The organism is Proteiniphilum saccharofermentans (assembly GCF_900095135.1).
Taxonomy (GTDB): Bacteria; Bacteroidota; Bacteroidia; order Bacteroidales; family Dysgonomonadaceae; genus Proteiniphilum; species Proteiniphilum saccharofermentans.
On record NZ_LT605205.1, the window covers coordinates 3730284 to 3756173 of the forward strand.

Genomic DNA, 25890 nt, shown 5'->3' on the forward strand with positions numbered 1-25890 from the left:
CTTGCATTCAAAAGTGTCCTACAATCCGGATTTGACATACTTCCGAAAAATACGATCGCTGAATATCAAATGGCTATCACATCAAAGGAGCATAAAACAGGCTCATTTTTTATCAAAAATAATTTTGAGGGTGAAAGTTGGGCTAAAAATGAATATTATTGAAAGACCTTAAATATTGCGGATTCCTGTTTGAATCGCCTGTGTATCACGACTTAAAAGTGTATGCAAGGGCCAATGACGCCGAAGTATATCATCACAGAGACTCTACAGGGTTAGAAATAGATGCGATAGTCCAGCAAAGTGGTGGTGCTTGGGCTGCTTTTGAAGTAAAACAGGGCATTGAGATGCATGATGCGCCGGCTAAGCGATCAACGGGGTCCTTGTCGTCTCAATAACATACATGTGGACTTTCGTTATCGTATCGTGTAATTCAATTCTGGAAATAGCTTCGTTCGATACGAAGGGATGATGCCAATCATCTTAGGGAATCGGGGCATTCGATCTTAGTGGAACAAAATTCACAACAGGGACGTATGGCAGGTTGACGTTATTATGTTTTAACCCCTGAAATATTCCTTACAATTTTGGAATTGAATTCCAAAATTGTAAATTTGCAGCATGATGGACAACAGCGAGTGCAGTTTACTTCTTTCGGACTCGTCACGAGCTTTTTTTCCTTTGCGCACAAAACTGGAATAAATAGGTGATAGGGAAAACATTCTACTGACAGTGAGGCAATATGGATATCCTCACCCTGAACTAACGATTGAATACTACCTTTCCCATAGAGAACTCGTACTATCAAGCTCACTAATCATACGCAACAGAAAAAACCGCCTCAGCAAAATAGCTAAAGCGGTCTTTTTAATTGACAAGTTTTTTATTAATTTCGTGTAAATATAAAATTAAAAGTTCCGAAGGATCCTTCATCTACTGTTATCCTAAACTGCATTTCGAATGCTCCTGTGCAAGACCTGTATATTCCTTGGGTAGGAGTATAATAATAGTTCGTATATGTTCCCCAAGGAGTTTCCGGCCCTAATTTTGAAGTTGGCCCGGTAACCTCGAATGAAGTCGGACTAATATTCAATTCCAACACATGATCATTAGGTTCTCCACCCTCCATCTCGTAAAGTCCTGAAACATATATTTTATACGGATTGTCTGGATCAGCTGTAAATGTCACATCTCCTTCCACTTCCCAACTGCTGGATACTACATGATAACTACCGACAGCCAATTCAGGATCAAATTCACAAGTTACCAACACTTTCACAGCGCCTGTTTTTGAACGGGTTGTAACTCCATTGGTTGTAGTCACTACATAAAAGCTAAACTCGTTATTATTTTCTACATCCACGTCATTGTCATTTAATCCTAATTTGTTCATAACATCCCTTGCCGGCAATTTTATAGTCGCGGGAAATGACGATATAGGTTGAATAGTTGCTGTTTTATCCTTAAAGGTTGCCTGAATTTCAGCAGCATCCACACTTTCACCTTCGGGTAGACTCACATTAAACTGAATGAACGTATTATCAAAATCGGTAGTAAAGAATGCCGGTTCTACATCAGAGATGGCAGGAACAACTGCAACACCTCGTTGTGCTACTAAGTTCTCATTCGTATCTTCGCATGCTCCTAAAAGAAAAACGAAGACCAAAACCAAACTACTATAAATATTTATTTTTTTCATTTTCATATTTTTTTAAATTTAGTTTATTATCTCGAGCCGCCTGCCCACCATACACTCTCTGTGTAAACATAAGAGCCATCTCCATAAGCGTTACGAATGTTTTCATTAGTCGTAACATCTGACGATCCATAAGTAAAGCGTAATGGAAATCTGTTTGTATTAAGAGGATTTTTCAACTGAACGAAATTATTCCCCATTGCTCTTAATCTGCGATAATCGTTATAAGCTTCTATCGCTTCTTCTTCATAGAGCGCTATGTATTTCTGAACCATAATTTCGGCTAATGTTGCCTCGGGGGTTGTTAATCTTCCCGACACACTGTCATCGAAATACTCTTCGGCGTCTTCGGCCGATAATCCAACATTACTTTTAGCGAAAGCAGCTGTAATAGCCTTTTTTAAGGCCTCTCTTGCCTGAGGTAAAGTTGCGGCCCCTTGTCTTGCATAAGCTTCAGCTTTTAAGAATTCCAACTCATGATAACTCATTAAAAATGTAGGAGCAGTTATTCCGGTTAGTCCGGAAAGTCCGTATCTGCCTTGCACCTGAGTGGGTGTTCCGTTAGGAGCAAACTCTATCTCGCTCTGACCTGTATTTGGCTTGAAGTAAACAGCATCGCGGGGGTCATTGCGTTCAGTAAGTTTTTCATGTAAACTCTGGCTGGCTCCGAAATAATTACGGTCAGTATAAAATTGATGAAATGGACTTTTTGAAGAAGTTCCGTTATATAAGAACTTTGCTTCCTCACTGCTGTTTGCGAATGACTGATTGGCAGACGAGATTACGCCTGCATAATCCGGTGATTTATGTGAAAGTCTCATTGTATATCTTGCTTTCAGTCCATGTCCGAATTTTATCCATTTAGCAATACTTGCAGCGTTCCCCCCATAAATGAAATCTTGGGTTCCCAACAGAGGAAATGTAGTTTCTTTGGACAAGTTAGCTATACCGTCGTCCAAAAATTTAAAAATATCAGCATAGATACTTTCCTGAGAATCTAATGTCGGAGTGAAAATAATTCCCGGTTGCAATGCTTCCGACCAAGGCACATCACCCATTAAATCGGTTAGAATAGCCAAATTGTAAGCTGAAAGAATTTGAGCTATACCCAAATTATGATAATTACCTTCTTCTTCTCCGCCTTCCGAACATTTTTCGATTACGGTTTTAAGATCGCGTAAGTTCCTATAAACAGCTCCCCACGAATTATTGTAGGTAGTGCTGCTGGTCGGTTCGTTAGATCTTATCTCAGCATTGTATAACTGATTAAAGATGCCTACGTTATGTTCAATATACACGGACGCATAGAAAGCTAAGTCGCTTCCCGTAACTGTAAATGCCGATGTTGTTATTAAATCCGTCAGCATCAGTCTGGAGCTCATATTTTCTGGATTGTTTACATTTTTGTTCAACTCGTCCATAATATTTTCGGAGCAAGACGAACCAAAAAATAAAATCCCCAATGATATGATTGCGATATATATTTTTTTCATATTTCTACTTTTTTATTTTTAAAACACAATATTTAAGCCAACACCATAGCTGGTAGCTTGTGGCAATGAGAACCGCTCAAAACCTCCCGCCATGTTATTATTTCCTTGAGATGATTCCGGATCCAAATTGTCTAACTCTGTCCACAATAGAATATTCCGAGCAAAAACATTGAGAGACAGATCAATATTCGGAATTACACCTTTAGGGAAATTGTAACCTAACGAAAGCTCCCTTAATTTAACAAACGAGTTACCGTGTATATAATATTCATCTATATTCGATAAAACGTCGGAGAATAATGTTTGATATGCTCCCGGATCATTGGGTCCGCCACGTGCAATATCATTCTTGGATCCATCGGCTTTGTAACCGTCAAAAATAAATGTCGATTCCCTGTCTGCAGTTCTTGACGATAAACCGTAGAGGTCTAACAATCCGTTTGAACCGGAATACATTTTTCCTCCATTCTTCCACTCCATCGTTGCTGCCAGTGTCAGATTTTTGTACGAAAAGATATTGGTTCCTCCCAGAATAAAATCAGGAGAAACTTCTCCTAACACACCCGGCTCTCCGGGCATAGGCATACCATAACTTGCGGAACTGGGATCTTCGTCTACCAAAATCTGACCTTTATCATTTTTCTTATATTGTGTTCCATAAATTACTGGATATGTATTGCCAATTCCGGCTCTCACCTGTGGAGTTACAAAACCTCCGAGGAAAATACTTTCCACACCCGGAGCCAATGCATCTACCATATTTGTGACTTTTGAATAGTTCAGGTTGATATCCCACGTGAAATCTGTGGTTTTAACTGGCGTTAAATTCAATACAAACTCATGTACATCAGTATGTACTGATCCGCCGTTCATTACTAAACTGCTGGCTCCTGTTGAGCCTGCTAATGGCACTGCAAAAATCTGGTCTTTTACGTTTTGTCGTGAATACGTGTAATCAACTCCTATCCTATTGTTTAAGAATTGCAACGTTGCTCCAAACTCGTAAGACTTGGTATTCTGCGGCTTCAAATTTGGATCATAGAGTGTGCTGTAAGAAACATAAGAGTTTACGCCACCCACAGGATAAATAATCGGTTCTGACTGCCAGAATCCACCACCATAAGTTGGTTTAACGAAGTAATTATTCAGATACGTTCCTGCTTGTCCTACTTCAGCATAAGATGTTCTTAATTTGGCAAAAGTGATCCACTCTATATCTCTTATAAATTCCAATTCGCTGGCGATGAATCCCAAAGAAACGGAAGGATAGAAGAATGACCGGTTACCTCTTGGCATAGTTGAAGCAATGTCATTTCGGCCTGTAACCCCAAAGTATATCATATCTCTCCAGGAAAGGTCTAAATTTGAGAAAAATCCGACAGTCCTCTCACGCGTTTTAGACTCGCTTGCGGTAACGGTATTGGCGTTGCTTATGTGATTCCATCCGCCAAAGTTAAAATCGGTACCGTATTCACTATAGCTTTTGCGGTCAATGTGGTTTACTTCATTACCCAATAATGCATTCAAACGGAAATCTTCACTGATACGCCAATCGAAGACTGCAGTTAATAATGAATTATAGGCATTACGTGTAACCCCGTAGTTGTCTAAATAGCCTTTTTGCCCTTTTGATCCGAAACCAAAAATATCCTGATAGTGCGTCGTATAAGAATCTACTCCGAACTGATATTTTACGTTCAAATTTAATGTTTCCGAAAAAGCGGTCGTGTATTGCAGATAAGTGTTTCCGAAAAAGCGATCGGTTTTTTCGTTAAATGTATTATTATTTGCCACCCAATAAGGATTATCAAATGTAAGGGATCTGTAATATATCTGCGTATACGGGTCTCCCGGAACATGATTAGGTATTCCTTTCAAATCATAACTTGGCGGAGCTCCCAGTACACCGGCTAACGAACCATCATTGGCTCCTGATAACTTGTCAATTCCGGTTTTTGCGTAATTTGCAGCAAAACCCACTGTGAAATGATCTGAGAGTAACGTTTCTGCTGCTGCCTTAGCATTCACCCGAGTCATCCCGGTATTTAAAGCGATACCTTTTTGGTCGGTATAACCAAGACCTACAGAGAAATTGCCCCTATCGGCAGCTTGACTTACATTTACACCTGTTGTGGAGGTATGTCCGGTTTGATAATATTCATCCCAGTTATTATAAATTTGAGGAGTTACCCACGGATCTAAACCGGCAGCAGCTCTTTGTGGAACATAATACATTCCTTTATATTTAGTAGCGTCATTTCCGTTACTTGAATTTGCTACATTCCCTCCATAATTCGGATCGTTCGGTAATTCCGAAATTTTTGGGCCCCATGCCATTGAACTATTTGGGCTATATAATCTGTCTACACCCTGTGCCCATGTCGTTTGATAATCAGGTGTTCTTGAAACTTGTTCAAAGCTTGTTGTCTGGTTAATAGAAATAACTGGTTTACCTTTAGCTACTCCTTTTCCACTTTTTGTAGTAATGATAACTACTCCGTTTGAAGCTCTCAAACCATACAAAGCTGCAGCAGCTTGACCTTTTAATACGTTAATGCTTTCTATGTCATTCGGGTTTATGTCTAAGGCTCGGTTAGAAATATCGGCCCCGGAAACACTGTTTCCCGTACTATATGCAGCAGTACTGGCGATAGGCATTCCGTCCACAACATATAACGGAGTGTTATCCCCGGTGAATGAACGCGCACCCCTGATCACAATCTGCGACGAAGCCCCGGGCATACCGCTTGTTGTTTTTATGTCTATACCGGCGACTTTTCCTTGTAATGACTTGGCTAAATCCGCCATTCCTGTTCGTTGCAGATCATCAGCACTTACGTCTTGAACAGCGTATCCTAAAGCTTTTCTCTCACGCCTGATACCTAATGCCGTGACAACAATTTCATCAAGTATTTCAGTATCGTCCCTTAACACCACTCTCACATTCGCACTCACGGGCACTTCCTGTGTTTGATATCCCACATAGGAAATTACAAGTGTGCCACCGGCAGGGGCAGACAGGGTGAAATTACCGTCGATATCGGAAACGGTTCCCTGCGATGTACCTTTGATTTGGATGGTAGCCCCGATCACCGGTTCGCCCGCTTCATCCACCACGGTACCCCGTACCTGGGTCTGAGCCACAGCAAGCCCTATCCCAATAAAGAACAGGGCTAAAAACATAGTTAGCTTTCTTTTCATAAACTCTACTTTTAAATTAAACACTATTATAATATTATATTCCTTATACTTCTCAATAGCCGGAAAGGGTTTTAACTAATAACAATAGATTAATTATCAAAATAATTAACATACTAACACCTTCCATTCAGCAGAGACTCTACAACTCTACTATACTCTACAGTGCCACACTCTACATTATTTTAACATTTTTGTGGTTATCTATACGTTGCGCAAATATAAATCATTTATTTTAATTACGTGGTTTTTTGTACTTTTTTTTTAAAAAAAACATCAGACTGAAATTTCTTTTCTCGTTTTTTATACATTTCATTAAAAATTCCACTGAAACCTAATTACAAAAACACTCGCAGAATTTTAACAAATACCAATACTATAACCCTACAATCTATAATAGTGCAAATATACACCTTTAAAAAACACTATGCAAGCAAAAACTAAAAATTACTTTACTTTTCATCTAATATTGAAGAAATCAATATAAAAAAGACAAAAACAATAGGTTTTTTAAAAAATGACAAAATAAAAAAAAGAGCAACCTTTATGGCCGCCCTTTCCTACTTATCCTGAAAAAAGTTTATTACTCTATTCCCAGTAATTCTACGTCGAAAATAAGATTAGAAAATGGTTTGATAGTACCGCGATCCTGCGCTCCGTAAGCCAGATCATAGGGAACATATAATCTCCATTTCGATCCCACGGGCATCAGTTTCAATGCTTCCGTCCAACCGGCAATTACCTGGGTCACGCCAAATGTAGAGGGTTCTCCTCTGTTTACACTACTGTCAAACACAGTACCATTGATCAATGTCCCATGATAATGTACCTTCACACGGTCGGTATCGGTAGGGATGGCGCCATTTCCTTCCTTCAGCACCTCATACTGCAACCCGCTGGGCAAGGTAACCACCCCTTCCCTCTTGGCATTCTCGGCCAGGTAAGCATCTCCGGCAGCAATACTATCGGCATACTGCACCTTAAGCTCTTCTTCCTGCCGGGCTTGTTCTGCAGCCTGCGCTTCTTCCATCTTTTTCTGCACTAACGCGCTGGCATCCATCGTGCTGATAGCCAACTGTTGATTTTTCAACACGGAGATCAATCCGGCCATAATCTGGTCGTTATCCACTTTTTGTGTGGAGTCGGATCCGAAAAGCATCGAGTTGAATTGAGGAAGCATCATCTGGGAAAACTGTACTCCAATACTTAACCCCTGGGCATAAGGAGATTTTTCCTCAAGATTCATTGCCGCTTTTAACCCTTTGATAAATTCATTAAGGCGGGGAGCATTGATCTTGTTCACTGAGTCGATCTTTGCGGCCATCTCTTTTTGTAATACTGCCTTTTGGGTAGAATCGGCAGCAGCAATCCTCATCTGATAATCGTATTCGATGTTGGATGCACTTTGCAATACTCCTTGCTGTTCGAGGTATTGCACCAATCCCTGCTCAGCCATACTCACGCCATAAGCGTAAGAAACACTGTCCACAGAATTTTTCAGGGATGTCTTCGGCGTAGAGGCTCCTCCACAGGAGACCATCAACACTGTAAGCATAGTCATGGCACAAAATGTGCCTAAAATTGTTTTCTTCATTTTCTTCTATATATTAAATAATGTATTTGTAATCTTTCTTACTCTATACCCAATAACTCGACATCAAAAATAAGAGTGGAATTGGGTTCAATGGAATTTCCCGCTCCCTGTGCACCGTAAGCAAGTCCGGACGGAATATAGAGTCTCCACTTGGAGCCTACTGACATCAACTGAAGCGCTTCCACCCATCCTTTGATTACCTGATCTACACCAAAAACAGCTGGCTGGCCTCTCTGCACTGAACTATCAAAAACCTGACCGTTTAATAATGTTCCATGGTAGTGACATTTTACCTTGTCGGTAGCTTTAGGCTTAGCTCCTTCTCCTTCCTGAAGCACCTCATACTGCAACCCGCTGGGAAGCGTAACGACACCCTCTTTTTTACTGTTCTCTTCTAAAAACGCCTGACCTTCCCTAAGGTTGTTCTCCAGCATCTCGTCCTGCATCTTGCTAAAATAGCCCTGAATAACCTGGTTTGCCTCCTGAGGGCTCATAGAGGGGGTAGCATTGGTCATAATCTCAGTGAAGGCTTTCACAAATGATTCCACATCAATTTGCTTTAACCCTGAATTCATCAGATTCGAAGCCATACTCATCCCTAACGCGTAACTTAATTTGTCCATTTAACTTTTTCTTTTGATTTAAACTCACAAAAGTACGATTTTAATATGAAACAACGCTGGTTTTAAGGTGAAAAAAGCTATATTTGAACCAAAAAGAAATCGTATGAAGAAAAAACTGGTCGTACTTACAGGAGCCGGTATGAGTGCGGAAAGCGGCATTGCCACTTTCCGCGACTCGGGAGGTTTATGGGAACAATACCCGGTAGAACAAGTGGCCACACCCGAAGGATTTGAAGCGAATCCCGAATTAGTCCTGAACTTCTACAATATGCGTCGTCGTGAACTAATGAAAGCCAAACCCAACGCAGGGCATTATGAACTGGCAGGGATGGAAAAGGATTTTGACCTGCACATCATCACCCAAAACATCGACAACCTTCATGAACAGGCCGGCAGCACAAAAGTATTGCATCTGCACGGCGAGCTGATGAAAGCTCGTTCCACCGGAGATGATTCGCTCATCTACGACATAGATCCGGAACATATAGACATCCATTTGGGAGACACTTGCGAGAAAGGGTTCCAGTTACGACCACATATCGTCTGGTTTGGCGAAGCGGTTCCCATGATCCCTGAAGCCGAAAAAATTTGTAACCGGGCCGATATCTTCGTCATCATCGGCACCTCCATGAACGTGTATCCGGCAGCGGGGCTACTCCATGACGTGAGAAAAAATGTGCCGGTATATTTAATTGATCCGAAGGATGTGTATACCAGTCGTTATGATATCCATCATATTCAAAAAGGAGCGTCGGAAGGAGTCAAAGAATTAAGACAACTGCTACGGTAATTTTGGGTAATCATGCTTTTTTTGTAATTTCGCTCCTTGGATTCACAATTTCAAATTCAAAACTCAAAATTCAAGATTCAACAATTTAATGTACTGTGATAATTAGTCATTAGTAATTGGTAATTGGTAATTGGTAATTATAAAAAAGATCTGTGGGAAAAAAGATAGCAGAAACACCGATGATGAAGCAGTACGTTGAGATAAAAACACAACATCCCGACGCTATATTGCTGTTTCGTGTAGGTGATTTTTATGAGACATTTTCGGATGATGCCGTCGTGGCTTCAGAAATACTGGGTATTACACTTACACGAAGGGCAAACGGTACGGCGCAGTTTGTGGAACTGGCAGGTTTTCCTCATCACGCTCTGGATACCTACCTGCCCAAACTAGTGCGTGCAGGCAAACGGGTGGCTATCTGCGACCAATTGGAAGATCCAAAGATGACCAAGAAACTGGTGAAGCGGGGAATTACGGAATTAGTCACTCCTGGGGTCTCTATCAACGATAACATATTGAACCACAAAGAAAACAATTTTCTTTGTGCAATGCATATGGAAAAAGGGAATCGGTTCGGGACTGCTTTTCTCGATATTTCTACCGGTGAATTCCTCACTGCTGAAGGGACAGTGGATGATATTGATAAGCTTCTTTCCAACTTTGCTCCGAAAGAGATACTAATTGAACGGGGCAATAAAAAGAAGTTTGAAGAAGCCTTCGGTTCTCAATGGTTCCTTTTTGAACTGGACGACTGGATTTTTACTGAAAGCAGTGCCCGTGACAGATTACTTTCCCATTTTCAGACAAAAAATCTGAAAGGCTTCGGAATAGAGCAGCTTACACAAGGAATTATCGCTTCGGGTGCCATACTCCACTATTTAGACATCACACAGCACAAGCACATTGGCCATATAACCTCCCTGTTACGTATTGAAGAGGAACGTTTTGTAAGACTCGACAGATTCACCATACGCAACCTGGAACTGATCAACCCTCTCAACGAAGGAGGAAAAAGCCTTCTCAACGTGCTCGACAAGACTATCTCTCCCATGGGGTCGCGACTATTACGACGGTGGGCGGTATTTCCCCTCAAGGAGGCTAAACCCATCGAGGACCGCCTGGAGGTAGTAGAACTCTTTTTCCGTAAGCCGGAGTTGAGAATATTGCTTGAACAGCAACTCTCACTCATAGGCGATTTGGAACGGATCATCTCTAAAGCTGCCACGGGAAGGGTCAATCCGAGGGAAGTAGCGCAATTGAGAGTAGCGCTCACTGCCATCGAGCCAATCAGGGAAGCTTTCCTCTCATCCGAGAACCAAAGTATTGTAGAGATGGGGGAGAAACTCGACCCCTGCCTCGCGATCCGGGATCGTATTGAAAAAGAGATTGTCCCTGACCCACCAACCTTGCTACATAAGGGTGGATATATAAGGAAGGGTGTGGACAAAGAGTTGGACGAACTGCGCCAGATCGCCTATTCAGGTAAAGATTACCTGATGCAAATCCAGCAACGAGAGAGTGAAAGGACCGGTATACCATCGCTAAAAGTAGCTTTTAACAATGTATTCGGCTATTATATAGAGGTACGCAACACACATAAAGACAAAGTCCCGGCTGACTGGATACGCAAACAGACACTAGTAAACGCCGAACGGTATATCACGGCAGAACTGAAAGAATATGAAGAGAAGATCCTGGGAGCCGAAGAGAAAATTATCTCACTTGAGAACCGTATTTACTCCTCATTGGTTGAAAGCCTGCTTGAATATATTCCCGCTATCCAGACCAATGCTAACATAATTGCCCGGGCCGATTGCCTTCTCTCCTTCGCCAACGCAGCACAAGAAAACAAGTATATCCGGCCGGAAATCAACGACTCCGAAATCATCGACATAAAAAGCGGGCGCCATCCGGTAATCGAGAAGCAACTCCCTGCCGGAGAACCGTTTATTGCAAACGACCTTTATTTGGATAGTGAAACCCAACAGATCATCATCATCACCGGGCCCAATATGGCGGGAAAATCGGCACTCCTCCGCCAGATTGCACTCATTACATTGATGGCACAGATAGGATCATTTGTACCGGCCGATTCCGCAAAGATCGGACTGGTAGATAAGATATTTACCAGGGTAGGCGCATCGGACAACATCTCACTAGGTGAATCCACTTTTATGGTAGAGATGAACGAAGCGGCGAATATCCTTAACAACTTGTCGGATCGCAGCTTGGTCCTTTTTGATGAACTGGGACGGGGTACAAGCACCTACGACGGTATCTCTATCGCCTGGGCGATAGTGGAATATATACACGAAAATCCGAAAGCACGTGCCAAGACACTCTTCGCTACGCATTATCACGAACTGAATGAGATGGAGAAATCGTTCAAACGCATTAAAAATTATAATGTGGCGGTAAAGGAGATCGATAACAAGGTGATCTTCCTGCGTAAATTGATGCCGGGCGGAAGTGAGCACAGCTTCGGTATCCATGTGGCAAAAATGGCCGGTGTTCCACAAAGTATTACCAACCGGGCGGATGCGATCCTTGCCCAGATGGAATCCTCCAACCGGAAAGAGATGATCAAAAAGCCCATTCAGGATTTTGTGGAAAAACGGGAAGGCTACCAGTTGAGTTTCTTCCAACTGGATGACCCAATCCTCAGCCAGGTGCGTGACGAGATCATCAACCTCGATATAAACAACCTAACCCCCATCGAGGCACTCAACAAACTAAACGAGATCAAGAAAATTGTCAAAGGAAAATAATCTCCCTTATATTGCCGTACCGGGTAAACCGTCACAGATAACATATCAGGAAAGAAACATCCGAACAGAAGATGTATAACGAAAACAAACTAAACGAAACAGCACGCACCGGACGTATCGAAGTTATTTGCGGATCGATGTTCTCCGGTAAAACCGAGGAATTACTGCGCAGATTACGCCGAGCCCAGTTTGCACGTCAAACGGTAGAAATCTTTAAACCCGCCATTGATACCCGCTATTCCGAAGAGGAGGTAGTATCGCACGATAAAAACGCCATTCTCTCCACCCCTGTGGAACACTCCAGCAATGTCTTACTTCTCTCCTCGGGAGCGGAAGTGATAGGGATCGATGAGGCACAGTTCTTCGACATGGGATTAGTGGATGTGTGCCAGAATCTGGCCGACCAGGGGATCAGGGTGATCATTGCCGGGCTCGACATGGATTTCAAACGTATTCCCTTCGGCCCGATGCCGGGATTGTGCGCCATTGCCGATGATGTAATAAAAGTACATGCCATTTGCGTGCGTTGCGGTAACCTGGCGAACTATTCGCACCGGTTGGTAAAAAACGATAAACAGGTGATGTTAGGCGAGACCGACGAATACCAACCTCTCTGCAGAAAATGCTATCTAGAAGTGAAAAGTGAAAAGTGAAAAACTAATAGTGAAACTGGGAAGAGGTTGGGATGATAATTCGATAATGTTTTTAAATGACAGCAAACAATATGCACGGTTATTTGTTATCTTCCTATATAAACCAATCGTATGAAACAAGTCTGAGAACTGTACTCACACGAGAAGATAATTAAAATGTCTTGTGTCTTGTGTCTTGATTCTCGGCTCTTGTGTCTAATTCTTAATCGTATGAAACTAAAAAAACTACTTTTCGCAGCTCTTCTAATGACAGCTTTTGCAACTACACTCAATGCACAACAGTACAATACCGCCCTCGGTGTGAGATTGGGCTATGACAGCGGTGTAACGCTGAAACATTTTTTTGCTCCCGCATCGGCTGGCGAATTTATCCTCGCGGCATCACCTCATTACTTCCAATTGACCGGATTGTACGAATACCAACAACCGATTCCCGGAGCGCCCGGTTTAGATTGGTACGTGGGTCTTGGCGCGCATATCGGAGGAATACACAAAGACAGGAATCATTACAGCAGTTCTTTTCTGCTGGGAGCCGACCTGATCGGGGGTATCGAATATGTTTTTCCCTCGGCACCTTTTAATATCTCTCTGGATTGGAAGCCGTCGTTCAACTTCACCAACAGCTATAACGACTACTGGTTTAGCGGATTTGCACTCAGTTTGCGCTACACGTTCAGATAAAAATCAGGTTCTTTTTTGGAGAGGGAGTTGTCTCTAACAAGGCAACTTCCTTTTTTTTCGACCAAATGGATGGTAAAATTATATGGCCTCAATTACGGCTCGACAACAGAAGAAGGATTATAAGACAGGCTTTTTTTCCCTATCTCATTGGACAAACGTTCATTTTCCATTTTTAGTCTCTCATTTTTGGCTGATAATTCTTTGATTTCACCGATGAGTTTATCCAAAACCGATTCAGGGATATTATTATCTCCCGGATCATTGAACATTTCACCTCTGCCTAAAATCAACCACATCGGGTTCAAATCCGGACAATTTTCTATTATCTGTAAAAGAATACCCTCCCCTACATCCGAAAGCCTTGCATACATTTTACTTATATAACCATTGGAAACGCCAATCATCCTCTCAAACTCAGCCGGCCTTACCCCCTTCTCATTTATATATTGATATAACCTTTGTATTATTTTCATGAAAAAATAGAAAATTGTCCGGGAAAATTTGATTAATTAGAAAATTGTCTATAACTTTGCGTAAAGTTTCAATTTGAAAACCGCTATAAAGGTATAGAAAAATTTTCACATATAACAAAAATGGAAAATACTATCATAAAAGTTGACTATTCGGTACGAAAAGAGATTATGAAACTGCTCAATGTAACGTACCCTACGATCCGGAAGGCGTTAAATGGTAAAACAAATACGGAATTATCAAAAAGAATCAGACAAACAGCGATTGCAAAAGGGGGTGTCGAATTAAAAATTATCGACAAATAAAAGTCAAAAACACCCTACCCAACTATATATCAATAATTTATACACTTATCTGCAAAACCCTGTAAAAGTAGCATATTCGCTGTCTTGACTGCGGTCATTAAAAATATTCATCTAAGTAGTGGAAGATTGTATGGACGGCATTAAATTAAAAAATATGATTATCCGCAGTTATTCCTAAAGAATTTAGCGGGAAAAAGTTATAAATAAGTTTCAAAAATGCTTGTGCAATTCACTGATATTCATTATATTTACATCGATAACGATATAAAGATTCAAGCTATGAATATCCTGGATTTTGCTATAAATTACCCCGATGAGGAATCCTGTCGGAAAAAATTCAAAGAACAAAGAGACCAAATGGGAGTAACCTGTCGGCATTGCAATTGTAAAGAACATTATTGGCTGGAAAACAAGCAGGCCTATGAATGCAAGCGTTGTCGCGCACGCCAAACCTTGCGTTCAGGCACCGTCATGCAGCACTCCAACCTGCCTTACCGTTACTGGTTCGTGGCCATGCACCTGCTCACGGCGACCAAGGGCTCCTTTTCCGCGGCGGAGCTGCAGCGCCAGCTGGGGCACAAGCGTTACCAGCCCATATGGGAAATGGTCAATAAACTGCGTGACGTGATGGGCAAACGCGATGATGAGTACACCCTTGAGGGAGCCATCGAGTTGGACGACGCCTTCTTTTCCACCGAAATATCCCTTCAAGAGAGGGACAAACCGTTGAAGCGCGGCCGCGGGAGCCAAAAAAAGACCAAAGTGCTGGTAATGGCTGAAAGCAAAACCGTTGAAAACCCCAAACCGGGTAAGAAACCCAAGAAGGTCAGATACCTGAAGATGAAAGTCATCAACGACTTGAAAGCCGGTACAATTACAAGGAATGTCAAAGAGCACGTTGAAAGCACGGCGGACCTGACCACCGATGACTCAACTTCTTACACTAAATTGAAAGAGCATGTCCATTCACATACGGCATCCGTTATTCCACACGAGGATCTTTCCAATGTGCTGCCCTGGGTCCATACCGCGATCAGCAATGCCAAACGACAGCTCTTGGGCGTGTATTACAAGATAAAACCGGAATACTTGCAATATTATCTCAACCAGTTCTGTTATAAATTCAACAGGCGTTACTTCGGGGAAAACCAGTTTGAAAGACTGTTGATAGCCGCTGTAACGTATGCTCCTGATTTCAAGTCAAGAATTTACAATAGGAACTATTGCGGATAATCATTTTAAAAAATAACAGAAGGAATGACGTACGCAAATATTTGCTGACGGATGTAGTATCATGCACGTTTACTTTCTCGGACGGACTAAAAAGCAGAGTTACCTCGTCGCCCGATAATGAGATCGTACTTGTAAAACTGATCCCGCGTTCTTCAAAATCAAAACGCTTTGAGGATAGTGTGTTAAGTAATTACTCTTCTGCAAAAAATATGTATGAACTGGCGGGACTTTGTGGTTATGATTGCATAAAAACTTTCACACGTCATTTTAAGAAGTGTTTCGGACAAACGCCTTATCAATGGATGTTAGACAGGAAAATGGAAGAAATCAACTCATTAGTGGTCAATTCGGATATGAGCATTACAGATATAGCCGCCATGTACAACTTCAAGAATATATCGCATTTGATAAGCCTATATACCAAACGTTACGGTATTCCACCCCGTAAAAGCAGATTACAGGATATTCCCTGATCCCTGTTCTTACAGAAAAAACAGTATCTTGCATATATTTGTTTACCCGGGCACCCGACGACCGCCTTCAAGGCGGATGTCTATTTTACCCTCATATTCCTAAAGTACAAGCGGTACAACACTGATAAACATCGGCACGGATATGCCCCATACCCGTGCCGACAATAATATTGATGATGAGCATCAGTGGCTTTCACCCGAAGGGATTGCCAGGCTCTCTCCCCATCCCGCAGGAGTTCCGAAAGACGGTGTTCCATCGGGCTTCCACGTAAATTTCTGAATGAATGTCGACCTGCCTGATGACCAACCGCTGTCGTTACGGTTTTTGACATGGTAGACGATCCAGTCTTCCGCATCGTCAGGCGATTTTGTGAAGCTACAGTGCCCCACTCCGTTCACTCCATCAGCACCGGCCGAATCATCGTTGCGGTAAAAGACGTCCGTTACGGACTTAGTCCAGTTAGCAGGATGGGTGGGATCAGCCAACGTATCATTGAGCATAATATAACCCAGACGATAGTGCTTTGTCCATGAACCGTTGCAGGAGTAGACCACAAAAAATTTACCCTGCTCCCTGTTTTTCAGGAATGCCGGTCCTTCATTTATTTTCGTCGCAGAAGAGATGAGTTCCCAATACTTATCGGCACCCGATATCGCGGATCTTGACGAGGATATGGTGCAGGGATCAGACATGGCGGCAATGTAGAGCTTTTGCTCGGAACTGCCAGCCGGATTCCCCGACCACACAGCGTATAATTTTCCGTTCAACATGAATACACCCAGATCAATCGCGTAATGGGTGTTGGAAGCATCGGGCACGACGCCCGGCTGGTAGTTATCGCCCGTATAGAGCATGCCCATATCTTCCCACTCCCCCATCGGATCGTCGGTCTTCGCCCGTAATACCCCGCTACGCTGATAGCCGTAGGAATTTGTCTCTGAGTGGGGACGTCCGGCAGCGTAATAGATGTACCACCTGCCGTCGACGCGATGTAATTCGGGCGCCCAGACATGTGTCACGTTCCACGGTTTACTGTTCCCCACGTCAATAGGACAATTCCATACCCTGCGGGTATGGGGGAATTCGGACAGCTTGTCGGACCGGGCTATATTTATTCCATTTCCGTCCGCTTTACACAGGTAATAAGATCCTTCATGCTTTATGATCCACGGATCCGGTATTCCCGCTATGGGATTGGTGAACGTAAGCCTGGTCTGGGTTACGGTCAGTTCAACAGGGGATACCCCTTCACAGGTAAACACAATGATACCGGTACGTTTATCCGCAGTACTCTCATCATACTGAATTCTTACCGATATATCCCCTTTTCCTTCCTTTCTTTCCGGTCTCAGCCATGAATTTTTGGATTCAATGGTCCATGAACTATTGGAAGTCACATAGATGTCGAATGATCCGGCAGCATTCGCAACCAGTTTTTCCTGTGTATTTATTTTCAGAGCAGGCTTTTCGCTATTGCCCGGATCATCCGGACCATCTTCACAACCAAAGCAAAGAAGGGAAAAGATACATAAACAAGCATACAGATGTCTCATAATTGAAGTTGTTTTATTGAAGTATTCTAAATCGCTGACACATTAACCTTTCAATTTCATTAGGCGTTTTTTCGCTATGGCATAGTATAAGCAAGCTTATCCTCTGCTCATTTAGCTTAACGAAAACGTTCAATTTCATTAGACTATTTATCGAGTAAGGCATAAGCACACCATAATACAGGCGCTTGTCCATGAAAATCGCCTGCTATACGAGGGCGATCAAGGTAATATTGCTTACTGTTCTTTTTACCAGTGCCGATACATACTTCGGTAAGATCATTGTCATCGTTTATATAATTGCACAATGAGAGCCAGGCCCTGCGGGCGACAGGTGCAAATTCCCCCTCATCCAGCCAGCCGTTCTTCACACCGGCAATCATGGCATAAGTGAACATGGCCGATCCGGATGTTTCCGTCCAGGATTCGGGATCATCGATCAGTTGATTCCAAAGTCCGTCTCTGTTGATATATTTTTTCAGATTGTTCATCATCAGGAGATACCCTTTAAGGATGCGTTCCCTGTTGGGATCGCTTTCCGGTAAATTGAACAGAAGTTCGGTCATTCCTACCGCCATCCAGCCGTCGCCCCGTCCCCAATAAAAAGGCACGTCCGGTGCATGGTAGAAAAGGCCATTGGCATGTTGCAACTCATCCAGATACAATACCATCTCTTTGGCGGCCCTGTTCATGTATTCGGCATTCCCGGTAATAGTATAGGCTTCGGATTGTACGATCGTAATCATATACATATCATCTATCCAGAGGCGGGTTTGCCAGGAATATCCTTTCTCATGCCATTTACGCTCTTCCTCTCTGGCATTGGCCGGCAGTATCCATTGGGTGTCGGCATAGGGCAGCCCGAGATCCAGATAGCGCTTATCCCCGGTTATACCGTACAATCTGAGAGGCAGGCATCCGAACATATTCTGGTCTACATGGATGGGCGGGGGAAGAAGATCCTTTTCTATGTGGAACAGTAATTCGAAGCGGTTTCTCAGTTGTTTTATCAATGCCTGATCATCGGTCAGCTCTGCGAACCGGAGTGCTCCATACCAGGTGCATACTTCAGCATAATGTATTCCTTTATCGAAATACAACTGATGTTTACTCTCCAAAAAGCGTTTACTCAGTTTATCACCAACACTTTTGGGATCTGCATTTACAGGGAAATTATCAAAATAATCCTGAGACGCAACAGAGTTTGTTGCCAAGAAAACAGTTACAAATAATACACAAATAAAGCGGTAATTCTTTTTCATACGATAAATGTTGGAGCCAGGAATCAAGACACAAGACAATTTAAGTATGCCTTGGGAGTAATAATGCCCATGCTCGTTTTATACAATTCATTGATTTTAACTTACAATCCGGTTACAGGTATCTGGTTTGCCGTACTTGCCAGGGAGGCATCGGAAACTCGGTGCTCCTCAGCCCGTCATGTGACACCCTTATCCGGTATAGTTTAGGGGCATCCGTAACCGGACTATTATTTCCCGGACCGTCATTTTTGTCACCACAGGCTATAAAGACACAGCAGAGTGCCAGTAAAACTGTTGCTTTGAAAAATCTTTCCATTATATAAATATTTGAATGACCCGTGATACATTTTCTATTCAATCGTGACGGAATAATCAACCATGCATCACGGATCATTTATAACCTCAGTTCATCAATGGAAGAATACTATTTACCTATATAGATTTCGGCCAACTGTACCGATCCCCGGTCTGTTGCAAAACATTCCGGCTTCTGAGAATAAAATTTCAGATACCTGTATGTCGATTGAGGGATCACAAGATTCGGCGTCTCTACTGTGGCCGCTACATCCCAGCCCGGGACAACAACATCCGTAGCAATAGGAGTGAAATTCACGCCATCGTTACTCCCGGAAACCTCTTCTATGATCCGGTATCTGAGAAGCGTATCGGTACCGCTCCTGTGACGGATCCTGAAGTAACTTACCTCGCGTTCTGCTTTCATATCGACAATGAAATAAACAAAGCCGCCATTTGCCGCAGTAGGTATTGAAATACCCGCATGACTTTTCCCCGGTTTCACCAAAGCAAACCATGTAGCAGGATCTCCGTCGAGTGCATGTTCCAGTTTATTATTGTTCCCTTCTACAAAAAGAGGATTTTGCGAGGCGGTTAACGTCCATCCTTCACGCGAATAGTCTTCAAACACCCTTACATTAAATTCTCCCGAAACGGATGGATCATATTTGGATGTAACGGTTACCTTTGCGGTTCCACCAGCGACCCCCGTGATGATCCCGCTTGTGTTTACATCCACGACCGACGGGTTGTCGGAACTGTAGAGCAAATCGTTGATAGAAGCTTCCGCGGGAGATATGATGATGAGTGTTTTCAGATCTTCGGCAGATCCTACATTGATATGTATTTCAGGATCAATGATTTCTATTTCAGAGATTTCGATGACGTCTTTTTCTCTTACCGTCAATGTAAATTCGTCGGATTTTCCATCTACCGTTACAGCTATTACAGCGGTACCCACTGAATTTGTATTGATTTTTCCCCTGGCATCCACCACGGCCACATCGGCATCGGAAGAGGCAAACGTTTGCATTTTATTGGTGGCATCTTCCGGAAAAACGGTTAACCGGTTTGCAATCACCAGAGAGTCGCCGATCTCTATACTTACTCCTTTTTTGAGGTCTTCGTCCAATGTTATACTTTCCACACTGACATTCTCATATTTGGGTATGTTATTGTCACAATTGGTCAATGATAATCCGGTAACAAAGAACACCAGAAGAATGACTATTAATGTATTTTTTGTCATAGCACACTGTTTTTATGTTATTATCATCTATCATTTATTTTACCAACCCGGATTCTGAACAAGTTGCTCACTTTTCTGAATGGCGGCGTAAGGTATGGGATCAAAATAATTTTTCCTTTTAAAGCTACGGTCATGTATGACCGTTCTTGTATGAAATGTGGTTTTGTTCCCATACATGTTCATGCCGTGGAAGTTTCCTCCCTGTCCGCCTTCTCCCGGCGCGTTTTCAGCGATCATCCACCGCCGCACGTCGAAATAACGTTGTCCTTCGGTTGCCAGCTCGATGCGCCTTTCCCTGCGGATGGCTTCCCGTTGTAAATTTTGGTCTCCTTTTATAGCAGGGTTGAGTTCTTCCAGCTTCGGCAATCCGGCACGTTCCCTTACACGGTTTACATATTCCAATACATCGGGATCGGACGGGGTGACTTCATTCAATGCCTCGGCATATAACAGGTAAAAGTCAGCCAGGCGGAAGATGATGGAAGGTCTGAACTTGGACTTGACTCCCGGGGAATCCATGTGCACGGTACGATTAACCCTCTTATAGAGGAGATACCCTGTCCTCGGGGATCCTTCCACCCTGTTGTCGGCGTTCCCACCTCTGTAGAACTGCACTTCTTTATTACTGATATGCCATCTTTTCCCGGAAAAGGTGACCGTATTGTAAAAGCGCGGCTCACGGTCGATATACATATTGGAAACCTCCACTCCATTGTATGTGCCGAATCCGGTTTCACTGTACAATGGAGACTTAGACAAAAAAGACGTATTTTTGATCGGCAACCCGTCTTTCATATAAAAATCGTCAACCAGTTCCTGTACAACCGCTATATCTCCCAATCCCTTACTCTCGCTGCGGGGTGTGGTAAAGGTATCATAATCGTTTCCGTCCGCACCTCCCCAGGAGGTGACCGAAGTAGCCCATATGATCTCCCTGTTATACTCCTGGAAAACCCCGTAAACGGATTGATCAGGATCTAAAACTCCGTTAGACATCACTCTATACAATTCGTACCTGTTATTTTCTTCTGCATAGTGGATGAAAGCCTTGCACGCATCAAGCGCTTTCTGCTTTTTGCTTTCATCTTTGGCAGGGAACAGGTATTTACCGTCTTTATTCTGCAACTGCAAAGCCTCCGTATATTCGCCGTTATAAAGCGGGCTGGCAGCATACATCCATAATTTAGCAAGCACAGCCAGGGCCACTCCTTTGGTAGGTACCGCCCTGAAACTTTCATTATCATGGTAAGGTTCCTGCTCCATGCCCGGGATGGCTTCCTTGATCTCGGTATCTATAAAATCAATGACTTCATCCAATGAGTTACGGGGGATATCCAGCTCATCATCCAGTGTAAAAGACTGGGTAATAACAGGTATCGGCCCATTTAACTCCATCAGGTAAAAATGATACAATGCTCTCATAAAGCGCACATTGGCCTTATATCGATCAACCTCCGCCTGCGTAAGTGTGGCTGCATTAGGACCTCCTTCTTCTACGATGGGTTTGGCTTTTTCCAGGAATATATTCGCCTGCCTTATCCTCTGGTATAACTCGACCCACCTTTCCGAAGTGTTGTTCGTTGCATTCCAGTCGTTATACCGCCCTGTATTATTTGCCCACCGGTTATACACCTCATCGGTATACGCGCTCCATATACCACCCATTCCATTCGCATTGCAAAACCTGGAATAATTAGGCATATTACTATACACATTTGCATACCATCTCTTGGTATAATCCACATTGCTAAAGACCTGATCGAAAGAGGACAGTCCTCCCGAGAGTTCGTCAGATACGTCCAGATAATCCAAACAAGAATTGAAAGAACTGACCAATAAGCCGATAATCAGTATTTTTATTGATTTGATTTTCATACGATTAAATTTTAGAACCAAGAGTCAAGAATCAAGATCCAAGACGATTTCATCATTCGTCCGGTTATTCATCTTTTATCATGGTTGTTTCATACGATTATTTTATTTGTTTACATCAATGTGTATGGAACCTTTGATGTTTAAGATAATCATTCCCTTCGGGTGTTTAATGATTATCTTAAGCATGTCGGTTTCATACGATTATTTTATTTTTAAAAATTTAATTCAACCCCCAACGTAAACGTTCGGGGCAGCGGATAACTATTTCCCCCGTTCTGGTTACCGAGTTCCGGATCCCAATATTTCACATCATCCCATACATACATATTATACCCCTGGAGGTATACCCTGGCGCCATTCAACAGTAACTGCTGCGTATATTGCTTTGGGATGTTATAGCCTACTTCAAGATTCTTGAAACGAAGGAAACTTCCGTTTCTCAACCACCACGTACTGGGTTCCTTGTTCACATTTTTAGCATAGCCTACGTGTAATCTCGGCATGATCACATCCTGGCTTGGATTGTCGGCTGTCCACCGACTGTCGAGGAACTCTTTACGGATATTTGATTTTTCGATTCCCCAGTTGAAAGGCCAGAAGGTGTTGTTGCCGCTTGCCAGAAGGATAGATGAATTACCTGTCCCCTGGAAAAAAGTACTTACATAAAATCCTTTGTACTCGACATTTATCCCGAAGCCATAGTTTATTTCCGGATTGTAAGGATGACCGACTCCTCTTACCTTGTCAAAGTTGTCGATCCTGCCGTCATTATTGATATCCCTGTATTTGATATCACCGGGACCTAGGATACCTTCCAACGTGACTTCGGGTAATCCGGGTTTCAGTTCGTATGTATAAGTACCATTCGCTTTTTGTGTTTTTATGAAATCGTCTTCCGTGTACAGCCTTTCAGCAATATACAACTCATGGTCTCCCACTCTTGTGCCGGTGACGGCCTGCCACGGATATTCCTTCGGCAATTCATCGTATTCGATAATTTTATTCCGTGCAAAAGTGAAGGTACCTCTCATGCTTACTTTTACCGGTCCCCAATCCTGGCGGACATTCAGACTGGCATCCACACCCCGGTTATCCACAATCCCGAAATTTTCCCAGGGCCTTGCGTGGAACCCGGCTACACCGGGAATGGTGTTCCGCTCCATCAGTATATTCTCCCTCCTGTTATTGAAATAATCGGCGGTCAGTTCGATCCGGTTGTTCATGAATCCAAGATCGACACCCACATTTCTTTTATTCTCAATTTCCCATTGGATATTGTTATTCACGAACCGGATATCCTTGATCCCGTCTCCCAGTCCATTGGTGCCGCCGTTGGAACCTATTCCCTGATTGAAACCGCCTGCATCCATCTGAAATGTAGCGCGGTAAAGGAAACGGGCGCTTCCGGTATCGTCATTTCCCGTACGTCCGTAAGAAAGCCTTATCTTCGCCTTGTTCATGATATTGCTCAATGCTGCAGGATAGAATTTTTCGTTCGAAATATAATAGCTCAATCCCACGGCAGGGAAGAATCCGAATTTTTTGCCTTTGGCAAAGGTTTCACTGCCGGTATATCCGAAGTTACCCTCTATAAAATACCGGTCGTCGTACGAATAAGTCGCACGGCCTACCATCCCCTGCTTCCTGAACGGAAGAACCACATCCGATGCCTGCGTTTCTTTCTGCATATACAGGAGCATACCTCCTACCGTATGTTTCTCCTGAAAGGTGCGTAAGTAATCGAATGAACCTTCTATATAGATCCTGCGGTACGATACGCTTGGTTGCGTTTCAGGATCTTTCAGCTCAGGAGAACCGGATTCCGATGTCGCGAAAATCAGGGTTCCGTCTTCATCACGCCCGATGGCATTGAACAAGCTGGGCCAGTGATTTCTTAAGGTCTGGAAATTTCCGTCATAATCCAGACTGACTTTCCCGTTAAATTTCAATCCTGGAGTAACAAAGCTAAGATCCTGGTTTAAACCGATATTCGATTGGATCATTGTCCCCCACATTTTCCTGTATCCCTGGTTCATCAGCATATTATACGGATTCCTGTTATTGCCGTCACTCTGGGTAAGATAAGTGGCAAGCGTGCCGTCGCTGTAAACAGGAGGGAACAAATGGGGCGGGGTATGCAACATGAATCTGAAGATATCGCCGGGCGACCGGTTGGATGTCGTGCGATTGACATACTGCCCGCTTAGGTCAATGCTCAGAAGGGTCGATTTCGTTACATTCAAATCGATATTGCTCCTGAGATTATACCGCTCAAACCCGAAGTCGCCTTTATACTTTTCCATCGGATTTTGCTTGAAGATCCCCTCCTGCTGGAAATAGGCCATTGACACGAAGTACTTGGCATTCTCCGCCCCACCCCTGAAATTCAGGGTATACCGCTGGTTGGAATAATTATTGGCCAGTAACTCATCCATCCATTTACTGTTCGGGTACAGGTCATTGTCGACCCTGTTACGGTATCTTTCTATTTCCTCCGGATATTTATAAGGGTTCTCCCCGTCATTGAAGTTGGCTTCATTGGCCAGTTCGATATAATCCCACGAATCGACGAATTCAGGCAGGCGGGTCGGTTGGGAAACCGAATATTCGCCGCGAAAAGAGATCCTCGGTTTTGAGATATTTCCGCGTTTGGAAGTGATCAGGATAACGCCGTTCGCTCCTTCGGCTCCGTATACCGCTGTGGCCGCGGCATCTTTCAACAGGCTGAACGTTTCTATTTCATCAGGCTCAATGTTACTGATTGCCCTGGGAATCCCATCGACTAACACAAGCGGATTGGTTCCCCCTTTGAATGTGCTGATACCCCGTATCCAGAATTCCGCGTCATCACGACCGGGTTCCCCGGAGCGCTGGATACTGATCAGTCCGGCAAGCTGGCCTGCCAGGTTATTCGTAAGATTACTGGTGGGCACGGACAATTCTTTTGAAGTGACCGTACTTACAGAGCTCACCACACTCGATTTGCTCTGTTGCCCGTAACCGACAACCACCACTTCTTCGAGCATCTGTTCGTCTTCCTGAAGCGTTATGTTCAATACATTCCGGTCCCCTATACGGACTTCCTGGGTGAGAAAACCAATATAGTTGAATACAAGAATATCCGTATCATTGGCATCGATTACATACAATCCGTCTATATTGGTGACGGTACCATTTGTCGTGTTCCTGACCGACACGTTCGCCCCGATCATGGGATCGCCGTTGGCATCGGTGACGGTACCGGTGATGCGTTTTTTTCCACTTTGCCTTATCTGCGGGTGCTTTTTGGACAGGTAGATCTGTCTGTCTTTGATCAAGTAACCTGTATCGGTTGATCTGAAAATCTGATCCAGTATTTCATTGATCTTCTTCTCTTTCACATTCACTGTAACCTTTCTATCCAGATCCACATCATCATGGAAATAAAAAAATATAAATTCACTGTTCTTCTCTATTTCCGCAAAGACTTCTTTGACGGTTTTTTCTTCCAGGTTTAAAGAGAGTTCCTTGTCTTGTGAATAGCTGTTGGCAGCTCCACAGATACCGACACATGTCAATAAGAGTATAGTTGCTATTTTCATCCTCCGTAACAGCTGAATATTAATGATATGGCTAATACCATACTTATCGAAATTTTTCATACATTTGTAAATGGTTTTAATATTGTTATAAAAATCGTTAACT

At 43.2% G+C, this 25890-nt stretch carries 20 protein-coding genes; 8 read left to right on the forward strand and 12 right to left on the reverse strand.

What is annotated here, in order from left to right; genetic code table 11:
• The first annotated feature begins 200 nt into the window (after nucleotides 1-200).
• On the forward strand, nucleotides 201-395 hold the full coding sequence (locus PSM36_RS17915; protein ID WP_394333059.1) for a DUF4143 domain-containing protein: 195 nt from the start codon (nucleotides 201-203) through the stop codon (nucleotides 393-395).
• 488 nt (nucleotides 396-883) lie between these two features.
• On the opposite strand, the gene PSM36_RS14575 is transcribed toward PSM36_RS17915, so the two are convergent.
• The 5 genes from PSM36_RS14575 to PSM36_RS14595 form a co-directional block, all read right to left on the reverse strand.
• Nucleotides 884-1696: a hypothetical protein gene (locus tag PSM36_RS14575; RefSeq protein WP_154671040.1), complete on the reverse strand. Its 813-nt coding sequence runs from the start codon at nucleotides 1694-1696 to the stop codon at nucleotides 884-886.
• A gap of 26 nt (nucleotides 1697-1722) precedes the next feature.
• The gene (locus tag PSM36_RS14580; protein WP_076931544.1) at nucleotides 1723-3186 is read right to left on the reverse strand and encodes a SusD/RagB family nutrient-binding outer membrane lipoprotein; all 1464 of its coding nucleotides are present in this window, start codon (nucleotides 3184-3186) and stop codon (nucleotides 1723-1725) included.
• 18 nt (nucleotides 3187-3204) lie between these two features.
• Entirely contained in the window at nucleotides 3205-6387 is a 3183-nt protein-coding gene (locus PSM36_RS14585; RefSeq protein ID WP_076931545.1) for a SusC/RagA family TonB-linked outer membrane protein, read from the reverse strand.
• Between the two features lie 580 nt (nucleotides 6388-6967).
• Nucleotides 6968-7978 carry an FKBP-type peptidyl-prolyl cis-trans isomerase gene (locus PSM36_RS17835; RefSeq protein ID WP_076931546.1) on the reverse strand — a complete coding sequence of 337 codons (1011 nt, stop codon included), beginning with the start codon at nucleotides 7976-7978 and terminating at the stop codon, nucleotides 6968-6970.
• A 38-nt stretch (nucleotides 7979-8016) separates the two neighbouring features.
• Entirely contained in the window at nucleotides 8017-8601 is a 585-nt protein-coding gene (locus tag PSM36_RS14595; RefSeq protein ID WP_076931547.1) for an FKBP-type peptidyl-prolyl cis-trans isomerase, read from the reverse strand.
• Between the two features lie 103 nt (nucleotides 8602-8704).
• Between PSM36_RS14595 and PSM36_RS14600 the strand changes: the two genes are divergently transcribed.
• The 4 genes from PSM36_RS14600 to PSM36_RS14615 all read left to right on the forward strand — a co-directional run bounded on the left by PSM36_RS14600 (nucleotide 8705) and on the right by PSM36_RS14615 (nucleotide 13493).
• Nucleotides 8705-9391, forward strand: a complete 687-nt coding sequence (locus PSM36_RS14600; RefSeq protein ID WP_076931548.1) for an SIR2 family NAD-dependent protein deacylase — start codon at nucleotides 8705-8707, stop codon at nucleotides 9389-9391.
• A gap of 179 nt (nucleotides 9392-9570) precedes the next feature.
• Nucleotides 9571-12159, forward strand: coding sequence for a DNA mismatch repair protein MutS (gene mutS / locus PSM36_RS14605; RefSeq protein ID WP_076932296.1), 2589 nt, complete (start codon nucleotides 9571-9573; stop codon nucleotides 12157-12159).
• 71 nt (nucleotides 12160-12230) lie between these two features.
• On the forward strand, nucleotides 12231-12812 hold the full coding sequence (locus PSM36_RS14610) for a thymidine kinase (RefSeq protein ID WP_076931549.1): 582 nt from the start codon (nucleotides 12231-12233) through the stop codon (nucleotides 12810-12812).
• Between the two features lie 210 nt (nucleotides 12813-13022).
• Complete coding sequence (locus PSM36_RS14615; protein WP_076931550.1) at nucleotides 13023-13493, forward strand: hypothetical protein; 471 nt, start codon at nucleotides 13023-13025, stop codon at nucleotides 13491-13493.
• A gap of 92 nt (nucleotides 13494-13585) precedes the next feature.
• Here the strand turns inward: PSM36_RS14615 and PSM36_RS14620 are convergent, their stop codons facing one another.
• Complete coding sequence (locus PSM36_RS14620) at nucleotides 13586-13966, reverse strand: hypothetical protein (RefSeq protein WP_076931551.1); 381 nt, start codon at nucleotides 13964-13966, stop codon at nucleotides 13586-13588.
• Nucleotides 13967-14086: 120 nt separating this feature from the next.
• Between PSM36_RS14620 and PSM36_RS14625 the strand changes: the two genes are divergently transcribed.
• The 3 genes from PSM36_RS14625 to PSM36_RS14635 all read left to right on the forward strand — a co-directional run bounded on the left by PSM36_RS14625 (nucleotide 14087) and on the right by PSM36_RS14635 (nucleotide 15975).
• Nucleotides 14087-14269 (forward strand): hypothetical protein, encoded by a 183-nt coding sequence (locus tag PSM36_RS14625; RefSeq protein WP_019541003.1) that lies wholly within the window; start codon nucleotides 14087-14089, stop codon nucleotides 14267-14269.
• Nucleotides 14270-14548: 279 nt separating this feature from the next.
• The gene (locus PSM36_RS14630; RefSeq protein ID WP_076929706.1) at nucleotides 14549-15502 is read left to right on the forward strand and encodes an IS1595 family transposase; all 954 of its coding nucleotides are present in this window, start codon (nucleotides 14549-14551) and stop codon (nucleotides 15500-15502) included.
• A gap of 41 nt (nucleotides 15503-15543) precedes the next feature.
• The gene (locus PSM36_RS14635; protein ID WP_232001467.1) at nucleotides 15544-15975 is read left to right on the forward strand and encodes a helix-turn-helix domain-containing protein; all 432 of its coding nucleotides are present in this window, start codon (nucleotides 15544-15546) and stop codon (nucleotides 15973-15975) included.
• A 183-nt stretch (nucleotides 15976-16158) separates the two neighbouring features.
• On the opposite strand, the gene PSM36_RS14640 is transcribed toward PSM36_RS14635, so the two are convergent.
• From PSM36_RS14640 to PSM36_RS14665, 6 genes are all read right to left on the reverse strand, one after another.
• Entirely contained in the window at nucleotides 16159-17529 is a 1371-nt protein-coding gene (locus PSM36_RS14640) for a family 43 glycosylhydrolase (RefSeq protein WP_019541001.1), read from the reverse strand.
• Nucleotides 17530-17672: 143 nt separating this feature from the next.
• Nucleotides 17673-18788 (reverse strand): glycoside hydrolase family 88/105 protein, encoded by a 1116-nt coding sequence (locus PSM36_RS14645; protein ID WP_019541000.1) that lies wholly within the window; start codon nucleotides 18786-18788, stop codon nucleotides 17673-17675.
• Between the two features lie 112 nt (nucleotides 18789-18900).
• Nucleotides 18901-19104, reverse strand: a complete 204-nt coding sequence (locus tag PSM36_RS14650) for a hypothetical protein (RefSeq protein WP_139224165.1) — start codon at nucleotides 19102-19104, stop codon at nucleotides 18901-18903.
• Between the two features lie 108 nt (nucleotides 19105-19212).
• Nucleotides 19213-20331: an Ig-like domain-containing protein gene (locus tag PSM36_RS14655; protein ID WP_019540998.1), complete on the reverse strand. Its 1119-nt coding sequence runs from the start codon at nucleotides 20329-20331 to the stop codon at nucleotides 19213-19215.
• 39 nt (nucleotides 20332-20370) lie between these two features.
• Entirely contained in the window at nucleotides 20371-22206 is a 1836-nt protein-coding gene (locus tag PSM36_RS14660) for a RagB/SusD family nutrient uptake outer membrane protein (protein WP_019540997.1), read from the reverse strand.
• Nucleotides 22207-22418: 212 nt separating this feature from the next.
• Entirely contained in the window at nucleotides 22419-25847 is a 3429-nt protein-coding gene (locus tag PSM36_RS14665; protein ID WP_083711083.1) for a TonB-dependent receptor, read from the reverse strand.
• Nucleotides 25848-25890 lie beyond the last annotated feature (43 nt).